14 protein-coding genes and 1 pseudogene are annotated in these 16,236 nt (G+C 64.7%); 11 read left to right on the forward strand and 4 right to left on the reverse strand.

Annotated elements, in window-relative coordinates:
* Nucleotides 1-3 precede the first annotated feature (3 nt).
* From LA343_RS06330 to LA343_RS06355, 6 genes are all read left to right on the forward strand, one after another.
* Nucleotides 4-702 (forward strand): YggS family pyridoxal phosphate enzyme, encoded by a 699-nt coding sequence (locus tag LA343_RS06330; RefSeq protein ID WP_025402504.1) that lies wholly within the window; start codon nt 4-6, stop codon nt 700-702.
* A 29-nt stretch (nt 703-731) separates the two neighbouring features.
* A complete protein-coding gene (gene sepF, locus LA343_RS06335; protein WP_025402505.1) occupies nt 732-1,268 on the forward strand; it encodes a cell division protein SepF in 537 nt (178 codons plus the stop codon).
* Nucleotides 1,269-1,287: 19 nt separating this feature from the next.
* Entirely contained in the window at nt 1,288-1,578 is a 291-nt protein-coding gene (locus LA343_RS06340) for a YggT family protein (protein WP_025402506.1), read from the forward strand.
* 286 nt (nt 1,579-1,864) lie between these two features.
* Nucleotides 1,865-2,962 (forward strand): DivIVA domain-containing protein, encoded by a 1,098-nt coding sequence (locus tag LA343_RS06345; RefSeq protein WP_025402507.1) that lies wholly within the window; start codon nt 1,865-1,867, stop codon nt 2,960-2,962.
* Between the two features lie 600 nt (nt 2,963-3,562).
* Nucleotides 3,563-6,766, forward strand: a complete 3,204-nt coding sequence (ileS, locus tag LA343_RS06350) for an isoleucine--tRNA ligase (protein ID WP_025402509.1) — start codon at nt 3,563-3,565, stop codon at nt 6,764-6,766.
* Between the two features lie 3 nt (nt 6,767-6,769).
* Nucleotides 6,770-8,089 (forward strand): DNA polymerase IV, encoded by a 1,320-nt coding sequence (locus LA343_RS06355; protein ID WP_081737293.1) that lies wholly within the window; start codon nt 6,770-6,772, stop codon nt 8,087-8,089.
* Here LA343_RS06355 and LA343_RS06360 read toward each other — a convergent pair.
* Nucleotides 8,086-9,153, reverse strand: coding sequence for an asparaginase (locus LA343_RS06360; RefSeq protein ID WP_025402511.1), 1,068 nt, complete (start codon nt 9,151-9,153; stop codon nt 8,086-8,088). The two genes, LA343_RS06355 and LA343_RS06360, sit on opposite strands and share 4 nt — an antisense overlap.
* A gap of 63 nt (nt 9,154-9,216) precedes the next feature.
* Here LA343_RS06360 and LA343_RS06365 point away from each other — a divergent pair, with 63 nt between their 5' ends.
* Entirely contained in the window at nt 9,217-9,726 is a 510-nt protein-coding gene (locus LA343_RS06365; RefSeq protein ID WP_025402512.1) for a WKL family lipoprotein, read from the forward strand.
* On the opposite strand, the gene LA343_RS06370 is transcribed toward LA343_RS06365, so the two are convergent.
* Complete coding sequence (locus tag LA343_RS06370) at nt 9,723-10,511, reverse strand: DUF6263 family protein (RefSeq protein ID WP_025402513.1); 789 nt, start codon at nt 10,509-10,511, stop codon at nt 9,723-9,725. The two genes, LA343_RS06365 and LA343_RS06370, sit on opposite strands and share 4 nt — an antisense overlap.
* A gap of 148 nt (nt 10,512-10,659) precedes the next feature.
* Here LA343_RS06370 and lspA point away from each other — a divergent pair, with 148 nt between their 5' ends.
* Genes lspA through rarD form a run of 4 tightly spaced genes read left to right on the forward strand, consistent with a single transcriptional unit; the run spans nt 10,660 to nt 13,669 of the window.
* Entirely contained in the window at nt 10,660-11,178 is a 519-nt protein-coding gene (gene lspA / locus LA343_RS06375; protein WP_025402514.1) for a signal peptidase II, read from the forward strand.
* A 28-nt stretch (nt 11,179-11,206) separates the two neighbouring features.
* Nucleotides 11,207-12,121 (forward strand): RluA family pseudouridine synthase, encoded by a 915-nt coding sequence (locus LA343_RS06380; protein ID WP_025402515.1) that lies wholly within the window; start codon nt 11,207-11,209, stop codon nt 12,119-12,121.
* Nucleotides 12,114-12,779: a hypothetical protein gene (locus LA343_RS06385; RefSeq protein ID WP_025402516.1), complete on the forward strand. Its 666-nt coding sequence runs from the start codon at nt 12,114-12,116 to the stop codon at nt 12,777-12,779. The genes LA343_RS06380 and LA343_RS06385 overlap by 8 nt, the downstream gene beginning before the upstream one ends.
* Nucleotides 12,776-13,669 (forward strand): EamA family transporter RarD, encoded by an 894-nt coding sequence (gene rarD / locus LA343_RS06390; protein WP_025402517.1) that lies wholly within the window; start codon nt 12,776-12,778, stop codon nt 13,667-13,669. Before LA343_RS06385 ends, rarD begins: the two co-directional genes overlap by 4 nt.
* Here rarD and LA343_RS06395 read toward each other — a convergent pair.
* Both LA343_RS06395 and LA343_RS06400 read right to left on the reverse strand, forming a co-directional pair.
* Nucleotides 13,666-15,000, reverse strand: coding sequence for a D-arabinono-1,4-lactone oxidase (locus LA343_RS06395; RefSeq protein WP_025402518.1), 1,335 nt, complete (start codon nt 14,998-15,000; stop codon nt 13,666-13,668). The two genes, rarD and LA343_RS06395, sit on opposite strands and share 4 nt — an antisense overlap.
* Nucleotides 15,000-16,236, reverse strand: a pseudogene (locus tag LA343_RS06400) (alanine racemase). The gene LA343_RS06395 and the pseudogene LA343_RS06400 overlap by 1 nt, the downstream one beginning before the upstream one ends.

Here is a 16,236-nt window from a genome sequence, read left to right on the forward strand (position 1 = left end):
GGAATGACTGGAGCACCTAGCGGTAACCGTTCCGATGAACTCGCTGCCAACCTGCGTGCTGTCCGCCAGCGGATTGCGGACGCCGGAGGGGCCGACCTGCTACCCATCACCAAGTTCCACCCGGTCGCGGACATTAAGTTGTTGCGCGCTTTCGGCGTCGGAGCTGTGGGTGAGAACAGGGAGCAGGAAGCGAAGCAGAAACACGCCGAGCTCGGCGGCGACCCTGCCATTCACATGGTGGGGCAGATTCAGACGAAGAAGGCCAATTCCGTGGCGCGATGGGCGGCTGCGGTGCACACCGTGGATAGCGACAAGCTCCTGCATGCGCTCGATCGCGGTGCCGGGTTGGCCATTGAGCGTGGCGATCGTGAGGGTGCGCTGCCGGTGTTGCTGCAGTTCAGTGCCGATGGCGACCCGGATCGGGGTGGGGCAGTGGCTGAGGATATTGATCGTCTCGCCGATGCCGCCGCCGCAGCCGAGCACCTGGAGTTGCGCGGCCTTATGACGGTTCCGCCGCTCGGGGCGAACGCGGCCGAGGTTTTTGCGACCGGACGGCGCCTGCTTGACAGCATCGCCGACCGTGTGTTGGGCGCACCGGTGTACTCGGCGGGCATGAGCGGTGACCTGGAAACCGCCATTGCCGAGGGGTCCACGCTGGTGCGTGTCGGAACGGACATCATGGGCCCTCGACCAGTAATTTGAACAGCAGTAATGGTGAAAGGATCAACGGGATGGGAAACAACTCCATGGACAAGATCAAAGAGTTCTTCGGCTTCGGCACGGTAGATAGCTACCAGAATGATTACGAGGACGACCGCTTCCGTGAGGAGCGCGATTACCCTTCGTACCGCTCCGACGTTCGCGAGGACCGTTACGGTTCCCGCCACTCCAGCTACTCGTCCTACGACGACGCCCCCAGCCCCCGCGCCCGCTACGGCGGCTCGGGAGCGTCACGGGTGGATGACATCCCGGCTCGTCGCAGCCAGCCCGTGCAGCCGGCTCAGCCTAGCTACACCGCGATGACCCTGGGTAGTTACACCCAGGCCGGCGACCTGGCTGCGGAGCTGAAGAAGGGTGACATCGTTGCCTTTTCCCTCAGTGGTCTGGAGAAGTCCGAAGCACGCCGCGTGCTGGACTTCGCCGCTGGCCTGGCCCGTGGACTGGACGCCAAGCTGGAGAAGCTCAAGGGCGTGCGCAACTTCGTGTTGATCCCGAACGGTGTGACCCTGGAGCAGGATCAGCTCGACGCAGTTGCAGATGATCTGTGATCTGTGAGATTTTAGCCCAGTGAACGAAGTAATTTATCTGCTGATCCTGCTGATCCGCTTCTACGTCCTCATCCTCTTGCTGCGGATCATCATCGAGATGATTCAGTCCTTCTCTCGGAACTGGCGGCCACAGCGGTGGTTCACGATCATTGCCGAACCCATGTTTGTTATTACCGACCCGCCGGTGAAGGCGTTGCGCCGCCTCATTCCGCCGCTGCGGATGGGAAATGTGGGCCTTGATGTGTCGGTTCTGGTGCTGTTTTTCATCCTGCAGCTGCTCCAATTGATTTTGGGAGCATTTGTCCGCTAAGGACTTGAAATTATTCCCATCAACTGATAGGGTTATAACATCTTCGCGGTATGTGAGTGAGGCCGCGGAGATGTCGTGTGTAGTGATTAAAACCGTCGCTTCCTGAGAATGTGGGTCTCGGGGAGCGGCGGTTTTTCATTTCCCCAGCAGATATGTCGTTAAAGTTGAGCCTAAAGTTGAGCCTTAGCTAGCAGCTAGTGGTAGACTTTTACCTAATTGAAATTCTTTAAGTGAACTGAAGGTCCTCCTGCACAGCGAGGCTCTCCGACTTGGAAAGGGACAACCTATGCCGCTCACTCCAGCTGATGTGCACAATGTCGCGTTCAGCAAGCCGCCAATCGGCAAGCGTGGTTACAACGAGGATGAGGTCGACCAGTTCCTTGACCTGGTCGAGGACACCCTCGCTGAACTGCAGGACGAGAACTCTGACCTGAAGCAGAAGGTCGACGAGCTCGGCAAGAACTCCAGTGCTGCAGCTGCATCGTCCGCTCCGAAGGTTGACGAGGCCGCCCTGCGCCGCCAGATCGAATCCGAGGTCCGCGCCGAGGTTGAGGCGGAGAACCGCAAGCGTTCGTCCCAGCAGGATGCTTCCGTGAAGTCCGAGTACGAAGAGAAGGTTCGCCGTGCTGAGGCTCGCGCCAAGGATGCGGAAGACCGTGTCCGCGCTGCTGAGGAGCGCGCCCGCAAGGCTGAGGCCGAGGCCGCTGAGGCTAAGGATCAGGCCAAGAAGGCCGCTCAGGCTAGCGCTCAGAAGGATAACTCAGCTTCGGCTGCTGCTGTGTCCGGCGATGGAAAGTCCGGTGTCGCTACCGCCGAGACTCACATGCAGGCAACCCGCGTCCTGGCCTTGGCTCAGGAGATGGCAGACCGCCTCACCGACGATGCCAAGAGCGAAGCCAGCTCCATGCTGGAGGAAGCACGCAGCACCGCCCGCAAGATCGTGCAGGATGCGGAGTCCAGCTCCAAGGCAACCCTGTCCGACGCTCAGAAGAAGGCAGACGCACAGCTCAGCGACGCCAAGGAGCGCTCCGAGCGCATGCTGTCCGAGGCCAAGCAGAAGTCCGAGGCGCAACTCAGTGACGCCAAGCAGCGCTCCGAGACCATGATCTCCGACGCCAACGCACAGTCCGAGGCCCAGATCCGCTCCGCTCAGGAGAAGGCAAACGCCCTGCAGCAGGACGCAGAGCGCAAGCACACCGAGATTATGACCACGGTCAAGAAGCAGCAGGCTGCTCTGGAGGCTCGTATCGAGGAGCTGCGCACCTACGAGCGCGAGTACCGCACCCGCCTGAAGACCTTCCTCGAGTCTCAGCTCGATGAGCTCAACAGCCGCGGAACGGCCGCTCCGGCCGGTTCCATCGATGTTGATGGAGACAACCGCTAAACTCCATGCTCGTCGCAGCACTTCTTCTGGCAGCCATTGGGTTTCTCAGCCTTGTCCTTGCCTTGTGGATGGGATCCACGGGGTGGGCATGGGCGTGTACCATTGTGGCTGCCATTGGCGTTATACTGTTCGTCATCGACTGGTACAAGCACCGTTCCAAGCGTCACCGTTCATAAGGGCGGGGTGCCGCCGAACGGGGACAGTATCGGTGAGGCGCTGTAAGGGCGCCGTGGAACAACCAGATAATTTCATGAGTCAACAGTCAACGGTATGTTGACCACCATCACGATGATCCGGCCATCACCGGGGAGTGTCACCGGAAGAACGGCCCACGTTTTTCTGCCAGCAGCCGCAGGAAGATTCGAGGGGCCTAGTAGAACCGGGCGGGTTCGCAGCACGATATCGCTGCATGATGAGAGGGAATGCCGAAGCGAACGCTGTGGTGTTCCAAGCAGGGTGGTACCGCGTCCCACCTGATCCCCGGTCACCGGGGAGAAGGCACAAGACGTCCCTGGCAAAAAACACTGAACCGCAATGACCGGGTTCAGGAACACATTTTTAGCCACATCACAGGGACGACAAAAGGGACAGACAACAGCTATGAGTACACCTGCAGGCGGGGCTTACCCCCGCGAAGACATGTCCGAAGGCGGTTCGACCGCATTCCCCAACCTCGAGCGCAACGTTCTGGACTACTGGGCCAAGGACAAGACCTTCGAGGCTTCCATCACTGCCCGCGACGGAGCCGATGAGTACGTTTTCTACGACGGCCCGCCGTTCGCCAATGGTCTGCCGCACTACGGCCACCTGCTGACCGGTTACGTCAAGGACATCGTTCCGCGCTACCAGACCATGCGCGGCAAGCAGGTGCGCCGTGTGTTCGGCTGGGACTGCCATGGCCTCCCCGCCGAGCTCGAGGCCGAGAAGCAGCTGGGCATCAAGGACCGTGCCGGCATCGAAAAGATGGGCATGAAGTCCTTCAACGACTACTGCGCCACATCCGTTCTGCGCTACACCGACGAGTGGAAGAACTACGTCACTCGCCAGGCGCGTTGGGTGGATTTCGATAACGGCTACAAGACCATGGATCTGGACTTCATGGAGTCGGTCATGTGGGCGTTCAAGGCGCTTTACGACAAGGGCCTGATCTACCAGGGCTTCCGCGTTCTGCCGTACTCCTGGGCGGAGCACACCCCGCTGTCCAACCAGGAAACCCGCCTGGACGATTCCTACAAGATGCGCCAGGACCCCACCTTAACGGTCACCATGCCGTTCACCGGTGCTCGCGAGGGTTCGCCGGCCGAGGCGACCCTGCAGGACGTACCGGAGCTGTCCAAGGCCGCCGCCATCGCCTGGACCACCACGCCGTGGACCCTGCCTTCTAACTTGGCTCTCGCGGTCAACCCGAAGGTGACTTACGCGTTGGTCAAGGTCGCCGAGGACGGCGAGGAGGGATTCGTCGGCCAGACCCTCGTGCTGGCTGAGAACCTCATCGGTGCCTACGCCAAGGAATTGGGTTCCGAGCCCGAGGTTCTGGCCACCTTCCCCGGTGAGAAGCTCGTGGGCCTGACCTACGAGCCGGTCTTCGATTACTTCCGCGATACCCGCAACGCCTTCCAGGTGCTCTCCGCCGATTACGTCACCACCGAGGACGGCACCGGCGTGGTTCACCAGGCCCCCGCCTTTGGTGAAGACGATATGAACACCTGCGAGGCCGCGGACATCGACCTCGTCATCCCCGTGGACATGGACGGCAAGTTTACCTCCCAGGTGCCCGAGTACCAGGGTCAGCTTGTGTTCGATGCCAACAAGAGCATCATCAAGGACCTCAAGGTGGCTGGCCGCGTGCTGCGCCACCAGACCATCGAGCACTCCTACCCGCACTCGTGGCGATCCGGCGAGCCGCTGATCTACATGGCACTGCCTTCCTGGTTCGTCGCAGTGACGAAGTTCCGCGATCGCATGGTGGAGCTTAACCACGAACAGATCGACTGGATGCCCGAGCACATCCGCGACGGCCAGTTCGGCAAGTGGCTCGAGGGTGCCCGCGATTGGAACATCTCCCGCAACCGCTACTGGGGTGCCCCGATCCCGGTGTGGGTCTCGGACAATGACGAGTACCCGCGCATGGACGTCTACGGCTCCCTCGACGAGCTCGAAGCGGACTTCGGCGTGCGCCCGGCCTCTCTGCACCGCCCGGACATCGACGAGCTGACTCGCCCGAACCCAGATGACCCGAGCGGGAAGTCCACCATGCGGCGCGTGCCGGAGGTGCTGGACTGCTGGTTCGAGTCCGGCTCCATGCCGTTCGCGCAAAAGCACTACCCGTTCGAGAACAAGGAGTGGTTCGACACCCACTCACCGGCGGACTTCATCGTGGAGTACTCCGGCCAGACCCGCGGCTGGTTCTACACCCTGCATGTCCTGTCCACCGCCTTGTTCGACCGCCCGGCGTTCAAGAAGGTTGTGGCTCACGGCATCGTGTTGGGCGACGACGGCCTGAAGATGTCCAAGTCCAAGGGCAACTATCCGGACGTTAACGAGGTCTTCGACCGCGACGGCTCCGACGCGATGCGCTGGTTCCTCATGTCCAGCCCCATCCTGCGCGGCGGCAACCTCATCGTCACCGAGCAGGGCATCCGCGAGGGCGTGCGCCAGGCCATGCTGCCGATGTGGAACGCCTACTCCTTCCTGCGCCTGTACGCCTCGCAGCCGGCCACGTGGGACACCAGCAGCACCAACGTGCTGGATCGCTACATCCTGGCCAAGCTGCACGACACCGTCGCCGCCGTCACGGACGCGCTGGACAACACCAACGTGGCTGCTGCCTGCGACGAGGTCCGCTGGTTCTGCGACGCGCTGACCAACTGGTACGTCCGCCGTTCCCGCGACCGCTTCTGGGCCGGCGACACGGGCGAGGACGGTCACCCAGAGGCCTTCAACACGCTTTACACCGTGCTGGAGACGCTCACCCGCGTGGCGGCTCCGCTGCTGCCGATGCTCAGCGAGGTCATCTGGCGCGGCCTCACCGGTGGTCGTTCCGTGCACCTGGCCGACTGGCCGGATACCAACGACCTGCCCGCCGATTCCGAGCTGGTCGCTGCCATGGATGCCGTGCGTTCCGTCAGCTCCGCCACGAGCTCCCTGCGCAAGGCCCACAAGCTGCGCAACCGCCTGCCGTTGCCGCAGCTCACTGTGGCCCTGCCGGATGCCAATGCGCTGAGCGACTTTACGCAGATCATCGCCGATGAGGTCAACGTCAAGAACGTCGTCTTGACCGAGGATGTGGCCTCCGTCGGTGGCTTCGAGGTCGTCGTCAACGCTCGCGTGGCCGGCCCCCGGTTGGGCAAGGACATGCAGCGCGTCATCAAGGCGGTGAAGTCCGGCAACTACACCGTCGAAGACAACGGTGATAGCACCACCGTCGTCGCCGACGGCATCGAGCTGCAGGATGGCGAGTTCAGCCGCAAGCTCGTGGCTGCCGACCCCGATCACACCGCCGAGGTCGCCGGGCTCAACGGTCTGGTTGTTCTGGACACCACCGTGACCCCGGAGCTTGAGGCCGAAGGCTGGGCTGCCGACCGCGTGCGCGCTGTGCAGGAAGCCCGCAAGGCAAAGGGCCTAGAGGTCACCGACCGCATCCGGCTGCGCCTGTCCGTGCCCCAGGACAAGGAGCAGTGGGCGAAGGAGCACGCCGATGACATCGCCCGTGAGGTGCTCGCCACGGATGTCGAGATCGTTGTGGACGAGTCGCTGGCTTTCGACGTCGCCGATGGATGTTCGGCGGACGTGGAGGTCAACTAACCGGTGACCCGCTGGGTGGCCCACATCGACATGGATGCGTTCTTCGCATCCGTCGAGCAGCTGACGCGGCCGACGTTGCGCGGCCGGCCCGTGCTCGTCGGCGGTATCGGCGGGCGGGGAGTGGTCGCCGGGGCGTCGTACGAGGCGCGTGAGTACGGTGCCCGCTCGGCCATGCCCATGAGCCAGGCCGTGCGGCTGTGCCACAACCGCGCGGTCGTGGTGCGCCCCCGCAAGCAGGTGTATTCCGCCGCGTCGCGACGCATCTTCGAGGTCATCTCTGGCTATGCCGGGCTGGTGGAGCAGCTATCTGTGGATGAGGGTTTCGCCGAACCCCAGGGGCTCACCGACGCAGCCGCTGCCGAGCAATGGGCCAGGGATCTGCAGGCGGCAGTGGAGGAGCAGACGGGTCTGCCCGCGTCGGTTGGCATGGCCTCGACGAAGCTGGACGCGAAGATGGCCTCCGACCTGGCCAAACCGCACGGCATCGCCGTGGTTGGTGCTGACGAGCGGATGGAAGTCTTCGGCCCCCGGCCCGTCGGCGATCTGTGGGGCATTGGCAAGGTTGCCCAAGGCAAGCTGCACAGCATCGGGGTCGATACCATCGGCCAGTTCGTGGATCTTGACCCCGGCGACGTGTCCACGCTTCTGGGCTCGGTGGGCGTGGAGGTGCAGCGCATGGCCTCCGGCGACGACCCACGCCCTGTGGCCCCGCGTGCCCGCGCCAAGCAGGTCAGCGCGGAGAAGACCTTGGCCGTGGATGCCCGCACCACCGCGGAGGCTCTCCACGCCCTCGATGACACCGCCCGTGCCATGCACCGCCGCTTGCTCAAGGACGGTCGCGCCGCGCGTACGGTCACGGTGAAGACCCGCACGGCTGATTTCATGTTGCACACTCGCTCGGCCGGGCTACCTGCACCGACGGACGACTTTGATCAGATCCTCGCGCTGGCCCAGCGGCTGCTGCCCCGGCCCGAACAGGCCGGCGCCTTCCGGCTGGTCGGCGTGAGCGTGTCGGGGTTGGTCGCGGATCGCCAGGAGCTGTTGTTCCCCGAACTCGACCGCACCCCGGCTCCCGTTGTGCAGATATCCGACGCCGCTACGGTGATTTCTGGCTGGCAGGTCACCCAAGACATTCACCACGAGGACTACGGACATGGGTGGGTGCAGGGCACGGGCTCGGGAGTGGTGAGCATCCGCTTCGAGACCCGCTCGACCGGGCCGGGGAAGACGCGGACGTTCCCGGTGGACGATCCCAAGCTCAGCCACGCGGATCCGCTGGAGAGCCTGGATTGGGAGGGCATCTCCGCCGATGACGAGGACTAGCGGGAGGCTCCAGCGGACTCAGCGGACTCAGCGGACTCAGTGGTGTCTGCGGCTGCTGCGTTGGCGAGCAGCTGGATGCGGGCCTGCGCTGGGCTGAGGAACCCTGCGAGGCTCAATGCGCCGTCGCTGCCCTCCACGAGGGAGGCACCGCCACCAGCGCCGCCGTACACGGCGTGGACTGAGCCCTCGGGGACGCGGGTGCTCAACACCACGGGCAGGCTGGGGTGCGTGGCCTGGAGCTCGCGCAGGGCATCGGCCACCGGAAGGGGAAGGTTGCCGGAGCCCAGGGCTGCGATGACGAGCCCGTCGATGGGTTCGGCCTCGAGGCGGGCGCTGAGCGCGGTGAGTTGGCGGCCGTCGTCTCCGGCGTAGGTGGTGATGATGGGAACGGTTCGACCCTGCAGGCGGGGGCGCGGCCCCTGTGTCCTGAGGGGAGCGCCCCCGAGTGCTACCCCGGCGGGGTGCGGGGAGGAGGACCTGAAGGCGTCGTCGTCCGTGGTGTGGAACTTGTAGGTACCGGCGGCGGCGAGTGTGCGGCCACCGAAGTGGAGGAAGACCCCGCTAGTGCCGGATGCAGCTCGGGCTGTGGTGAGCTCGGTGGCGAGCTTGGTGGCGAGCTCGGTGGCGAGGTTAATAGCGCCGGAGATATTGGCCGGCCCGTCCGGGTGCGGGTCGTCGGCGGGGCGCTGGGCGCCGGTGAACACTATGGGAACAGGAGGCACAGAAGACCCGGCAGGCACAGAAGACACAGAAGAAACAGCAGGGGGGAGCAGCAGGTGCGCCGCCATGAGAGTTTCTTCCATCGTGTCGGTGCCGTGGAGCACCACGACTGCGCGGGAGGTGCGCTGTGCGGCCTCGATGTGGTCGAGGAGCTCGTCGATTTGCGCGAGGGTGATTGAGGAGGAATCGAGGCTCATGACGTCCTCGGCGATGATGTCCCCGCGGTCGCAGTCGGCCTGGCGTACCAGCGCGGCGGTATCGAGGGTGGGCACAAGTGCTCCGGCTGCATCGTGGGTGCAGGAGATCGTGCCGCCGGTGCCGAGCACGCGAATGGGAAGAGTCATATCACATGTGTAACATCGTTAACGTCCATTCCCAAGAATGTTTCCAGTGAAGGAGCACAACCTGTGCGCATCGCAAAGGCACTAGCCGTGACCACGGCACTGACGGCCACCCTCACGCTGGCGGCGTGTGGCAACGACGATTCCTCCAAGGACTCCAGCTCATCCAGCACGGCTGCAAGCACCTCCGCCACCCAGCAGGCGGCCCAGCTGCCCACCGCCCAGGAGCTCAGCGACGTTCTCAACCGCGCCGTCGACCCCAACATCCCCACCGCTGAAAAGACTGACACTGTGGTCAACGGCGAGCAGGCTCCGCAGCTGTTCGATGCTCTGACCGCAGCGAAGCAGCAGTCCGGCGCCACCTTGCAGGTCGTGGACCCCGTGCTTCCGGCCCTGACCCCCGGCAACGCATCCGCCACGGTGAACATCACCCTGCCGAATCAGCCCCCGCAGGTGATCTCCGAGGTGGAGTTCGTCAACGACAACGGCAAGTGGAAGCTTGACCAGCGCTGGGCCTGCACCCTGGTGCAGAACGTGCTGCCGGACCAGGTTCCCCCGATGTGTAACCAGGTCTAGCTGCGCGGCTCCCACCGGCTCTTGGCGGTGATTTCTTGGAGGACTCGGACATCCGAGTCCTCCTTTCCGTATGTCACATTGGTGGTGACGTCGATGGTGCCGCGCACCGGAAGTGGCCGGTTGAGATCCAGGTTCAACTGGCCGTTGGACGTGGAGGACACATTGAGGACGGACAGGTCCGTATCCGGCAGGCTGGACACCGCCGGGCGGCGCTGAACCTGCACCTTGAGCGACACGGCCTGCCCCTTGCGCTCCACGAGTGTGTAGGTGAGGTCCTGCAGCATGGAGATGCCGTCATCAACACGGCTGGAGACCTTCCACTGGCCACCGACACCTACCGGCTCGGAAGGGAACACCAGCGGGTAGTCGTTCATCTGATTCATGGCCTTTTCAATGCTCACGCGCGCGGAATCCGTGGCGGCATCGGGGGCGGTGTAGGTGCGCGTCTTCACACGCCCATCGACTCCTTGGGTGGACACCATCTGGAATCCCTCGGCCGAGGCGATGTCCTCGTTTCGTTCCTTGTTGGTGCCGGAGGGCTTGCCAACCGTGACGGTGGACGTGCGCTCCTTGCCATCCGTGGAGGCGGACGCGGTGAGAGGAAGGTTCATCGTCACCTCGGCGTACGGCACGTTCTCAGCAGATCCGCCGGTTGTTTTCTGTTCCAACCCCTGCGTGGCGCTGAACGTCAGCTTCTGCTCGGAATCGTCGGAAAACCACACCAGTGGCTCGCGCGGCGCAGCGCCGGCATCGATGAGCTCCACGTTCACGCCGGGGACGTTCACGTTGGCTGGCCTCGCCTGCTGGGAATTATCCGACGAGCAGGCGGCGGTTGATAACGCAAGCGCAAGGGCGCTGCACAGTCCTAGCACCGATTTGGTTGAAATACCCACAAGTTCACAGCGTAACAGGCTGCCGTTAGACTCTTTAAGCGTGACTTCAAAACCAGCCAAGCTTTTCGCCCTGGCGTTGATGGCCGGAATCCTGGCCATTGACCAGATCAGCAAGTGGGCTGTGGTGGAAAACCTCCAGCCGGAGACCGCTTACCCCGTCATCGGCGATATCTTCCGCCTCTACCTGGTGCGCAATCCCGGTGCCGCCTTTTCCTTCGGTACCAGCGCCACCATCGTGTTCTCCTTCATCCAGATGGCCGCTGTGGTGGTGTGCATCTACCTGGCTCTGCGGAACACGAGCACGTGGGCAGCGTGGCCCATCGGCCTCATCGGCGGCGGCGCGGCTGGCAACCTCACCGACCGGATTTTTCGCAGCCCGGGCGGCTTGCACGGCCACGTGGTGGACTTCTTCTCCTTCGGCAGCTTCGCCATCTTCAACGTTGCCGACGCCGCCATCACGGTGGGGGTGATCCTGTACCTGATTTACGCATTCTTCGTGGAGCCCCGCCAGCGAGCCCGCGCTACCGAAGAACCCGAGGAGGTGACCGTGAGTGAATAGCAGTTCCAGCAGCCGCGAGCACCGGCTCATGCCCGTTCCAGACGGCCTCGGCGGTATGCGGGTCGATGCGGGCCTGTCCAAGCTCCTGGGACTAAGCCGCACGGTCGTCGCCGACCTCGCCTCCGCAGGCGACGTTCTCCAGGACAACAAACCAGCGGGCAAGTCCGACCGGCTCGTCGCAGGAGCCTGGCTCGATGTGACCCTGCCCGAGCCCCCACGGGATCTCGCGGCCGAACCGCCGCAGCACGTCGAGGGCATGGAGATCCTGTACTCCGATGATGACGTGATCGTCATCGACAAGCCCGTCGGCGTGGCCGCCCACCCCACCCTTGGCTGGGAGGGCCCCACCGTCACCTCCGGTCTCGCCGCGGCCGGCTTTCGCATTTCCACCTCCGGCCCGCCCGAGCGCAAGGGCATCGTTCAACGCCTTGACGTGGGCACCTCCGGGGCCATGATCGTGGCCGCCAGCGAGCGGGCCTACACGGTCCTCAAGCGGGCCTTCCGCAACCGCGAAGTGTCCAAGACGTATCACGCACTCGTGCAAGGTCACCCCGATCCCACGACCGGAACGATCGACGCCCCCATCGGGCGACACCCCAGCGCGGGATGGCGCTTCGCGGTCCGCGATGATGGCAAACACGCTGTCACGCATTACGACACCTTGGAGGCCCACCGCCAGGCCAGCCTGTTGAAGGTGAAGCTGGAAACGGGGCGCACCCACCAGATCCGCGTGCATTTTTCCTCGCTGCACCACCCCTTGTGCGGCGACCCCATGTACGGCTCCGATCCGACACTGTCGGAGAAGCTGGGGCTGACGCGGCAGTGGCTGCACGCCGTAGAGTTGGGGTTCCCCCACCCAGATGGCCGCTGGATGACCGTGACCTCCCCGTACCCAGATGATCTCCAAGCTGCCCTTGACACCTTGAGGCAAGCCAATGAGTGACAACCGGACAGATCACAGCAGCAACTCCGGTTACCGCAACCGCTCCCCGCAACACGTTCGCGCCGACCGCAAACGGCAGCGCGAGCTCGACTGGGAAGACACGCGCCTGCCCGCCTGGGTCGCCTGGGTATCCGTCCTATGCCTCATCGTGCTCTTCTTGGGCTTCATCATGCTGGCGAATTCGGATCGCACAAACAAGCCCATGAACGTCAACGGCGATCAGCTCGGCCCGCTCGATGTCTCCGCCCAGCAATACGCCGGTTACGCGAAGGAACAACTGGATAAGGCCACCGGTGATGAGCCCCGCTGGGCGCTGGTCTCGCCCGATCCGAACCACTGGTGGACGGTGGACCAACTCACGGAGATCCTCAAGGGAGTGGACGCCCGCGTGAGCACGTTCTACCTGGGGCCGGGCACGCAACGAGCCGTGGCCGAGCCAGCCGTGGGGCATACCCGAGCGGACGTGATTAGGCAGGTGGCTGAGGGCGTCGCCCAAAGAGCACAAATCCCCGTATCGGACGTTCGATTCGACGGGGTACTTGTCTACGCCACGCCGAGCGTGCTGCGCGAGTTGGCCAAGAAGGTCTACGCCGTGGAACCCGCACATCCCGATGCCGCCTACGGGCGCATCGGCATCCGCCCCATCGGTGCCGCATGATCTGGGGAATCGCCTGCTATGTGATGTGGGGACTGTTCCCCGCATTCTTCCCGCTGCTGCGCCCGGCCAGCCCGATGGAGATTCTGGCGAACCGCTTCGTGTGGACGTTGGTGTTCATGCTCATCGTGCTGCTGATCGTCCGGCGGCTCGGGGAGCTGCGCACCATCACGGCTCGGCAGTGGGGCATCGTGGCGGTCGCGGCGGTGCTCATCGGCGCGAACTGGGGGCTGTATATTTACGCGGTCAACAACGATCACGTGGCGGATGCCGCCCTGGGGTATTTCATCAACCCCCTGGTCAGCGTGTTGCTGGGCGTGATCGTGCTGCGCGAGGGCCTGCGCCCACTGCAGAAGACGTCGGTGGCGATCGCGGCGGTGGCCGTGGTCGTGCTCACGGTGGCGCTGGGGCGGCCGCCGATCATCTCCTTGGCCCTTGCGTTCTCGTTCGGGTTGTACGGCTTGGTCAAGAAACGTGTTCGTTTGGCGCCCACCCAATCCCTCACCGCCGAAACTCTGGTGCTGGCACCCGTGGGGCTGCTCTACCTGGGGTGGCTGCAGACACGTGGGGATAACACGTTCACGCAGTTCGGTGCTGGCCACGCTGCGCTGCTCATGAGCGCGGGTGTGGTGACGGCCCTGCCGCTGTTGTGTTTCGCCCGCGCGGCGCAGGAAATTACGCTGACCAGCTTGGGGATGATCCAGTACATCACCCCCGTGATGCAGATGCTGTGGGCGGTGTTTATCAACCACGAGCATATTGAGCCCGTGCGGTGGGTGGGCTTCGTCATCATCTGGGTGGCGGTGACCGTGTTCGTGGTGGACCTGGTGATCCACCGTCCGCGCTCGGCGACGCGGGTCACGCGGCTGCGGCGTGGCGGGGCAGACGCTTAGGCCAAGCCGAACACCCGGTCCACCATCGAGTTCCGAAACATCCCGGCCGGATCCACCTCCGCCCGCAGCTCACAGGCCGCGGCCAAGTCCTCGTGGCGCTCCAGCAGATCCTCGTGCGTCAGCGTGTGGATCTTGCCCCAGTGCGGGCGCCCGCCTGCGGTCTTGAGGATCGGCTCGATGTGGCGGAATAGCGCCCGGTGATCGTCTTTGTGGAAGCGGTGCACGGCGATGTAGCAGCTCTCGCGCCCCTTCGCCGTGGACAGCGGCACATCATCGCCTGCCGTGCCGCGCACCTCGATGGGGAACAGCACGCGCTCGCCACAGGTGTTCATCGCATGCATGACGTCCTTGATGACCTCCGGCGCGTCGGCCAGGGGCACGGCGTATTCCATCTCGTTGAAGCGCACCCGGCGCGAGGAGACGAACACGTCGTGCGCCACGTTGGAGTACTCCCGCTGCGCCAGGGTGGCCGCGCAGAGCTTCGCCATGGGGCGGGTGAGCGCCGGCGCGTAGTGCGCGAGCGTGTTGAGGCCGTAGTACACGCCGTTGTTAAGCACCTCGTCTTCCAGAACCGCCTTCCACCGGGCGGAGGGCTGGGTGGGAGTGTCCCCGGGCAGTCGCGTGTTGGTCTTGGTGTGTGCCACGCCGGTGGTGGGGAACCAGTAGAACTCGAAGTGATCCACCGCCGTCGCCCGCTGCGGGAAGTTCGCCACCACGGGGCCGACCGGCTCGGCGGCTTCCACGGCGTGCAGCACGAAAGTGTCCACCACGTCCAGCTCCACCTCCGTGATGATGCCGTAGGCGCCCAGCGAGATCCGCGCCAGGTGGAACAGCCGCCCGGCCAGGCCGGGAGCATCCGGGTGGCATTCAATGGCCTGCCCGTCCGGGGTGACGATGCGGAATGCCCGCACCATGCCCGCAAAACCGGTGAAGCCCATGCCGGTGCCGTGGGTGCCGGTGCTAATCGCGCCGGCGACCGACTGCGGGTCCACGTCGCCCTGGTTCGCCAGCGCCACACCGTGGGGCCACAGCAGCGCGGGGATGTCCCGCAACCGGGTGCCGGCGCGCAGCCGTGCGGTCATCGCGTCCTTATCCACCCGGATCAGCCCGGCCATCTTGTCCAGGTTCACCAGCGTGCCGTCGGTGACGGCGGCGGGCATGAACGAGTGGCCCGCACCCACGGCCTTGACCCGCTCGGCGCTGGCCCCGGCGCGGTCAATGATGCGGATGAGCTCTGCCTCGCTCGTCGGCTGCACGATGGCTCGGGGCTGGGCCTTTTCCACACCGGACCAGTTGTGCCACGTCGCTGTGGTGCTTTTCAGACTGCTCATTAGACAAAGACCTTTCCTTCGCCGCGGTAGGTGGGCCACGTGGCGATGACTTCGCCACCGCTGACCACCTGCACCTCGTTGTTGAATTCGTTTTGTTCGCCCGCTTTGGCGTGGCGAAGCCAGACATGGTCGCCGATGCGCAGGTTGCGCGCCGCCGCTCCCGTCAGCGGTGTTTGCACCTCACCGGGGCCTTCCAGCGAGCTCATCGTGAGCCCCTCTGGCCAGTCCACCGTGGGCAGACGGTCGCGGCCAATCACTCCCGACGCCACCCTGCCGCCCCCTGCCACGGTGACCGTATCGGTAGCTGGCCGCCGCACGACTGGCAGCACGAACCACTCAGCGGGCGTGGGGGAGAAGTGCAACGACGAAGACGCGCTCCCTACGGTGTGGTAACCACTCAGCGGGCGTGGGGGAGAAGTGGCGATAATGGTCGAACAGGCCCGGGCCCAAGATTCCAGAGCCGGCGCCGATTTCGGTGATGACCTGCTCCGCCGCGGTCGTTTCGATGGAGCCGGTGCCGCCGCCGTTGACGAACTCCAGGGGCGCGCCGAGGGCATCTTCCACCGCGTGCACGATGGCCGCGCGGCGGGTGGCCAGTTCGGCGGCGGAGATCTTTTTCATCACCCCGACGGCGGCAGAGGTGTCCGTGGTGCCCGCGATCTGCCCCTCGTAGGCCAGGAGCCCCACGAGGGTGCAGACAGGATGCGTGCTGATGAGCCGGGTCAGGGAAACTGCTTGGCCCACCGTGTGGACAGGGGAGCGGCGAGCACCCAGGTGAACGGGGCCGATGCGGAGGCTGGCGTCGACGTCGATACACACACGAATAGGGGCCGAACAGCACTGGGCGATGAGATCGAGATGGCCGGGGCTATCGACCATGAGTGTGATGGCGCGCCGGGCGGCGGCGCCGGTGGGGTGCTCGGCGAGGCGGCGGAGGCTGGCGCGGTTGGCGGTGGGGTAGGCCACGAGGATGTCGGTGCTCACGCCGGTATCGAACAGCCACAGGGCCTCCTCGAGGCTGTAGGCCAGGATGCCGCGGTAGCCGGGGAGCTCGCCGACGCGGCGGAGCAGCTCGGGGATGCGCACGGATTTGCTGGCCAGGCGGATGGGCACGCCGGAGGCGCGCATGGTCATGGCGCGGGCGTTGTCCAGGGCGGCGTCGAGATCCAGCACGGCGAAGGGGGCATCGAGGTGGGCGACGGCGGAGCGGATAGATGGTCTCACACCCAAAAGCAT

This window comes from Corynebacterium falsenii (genome assembly GCF_020099275.1).
GTDB classification, from domain to species: Bacteria; Actinomycetota; Actinomycetes; order Mycobacteriales; family Mycobacteriaceae; genus Corynebacterium; species Corynebacterium falsenii.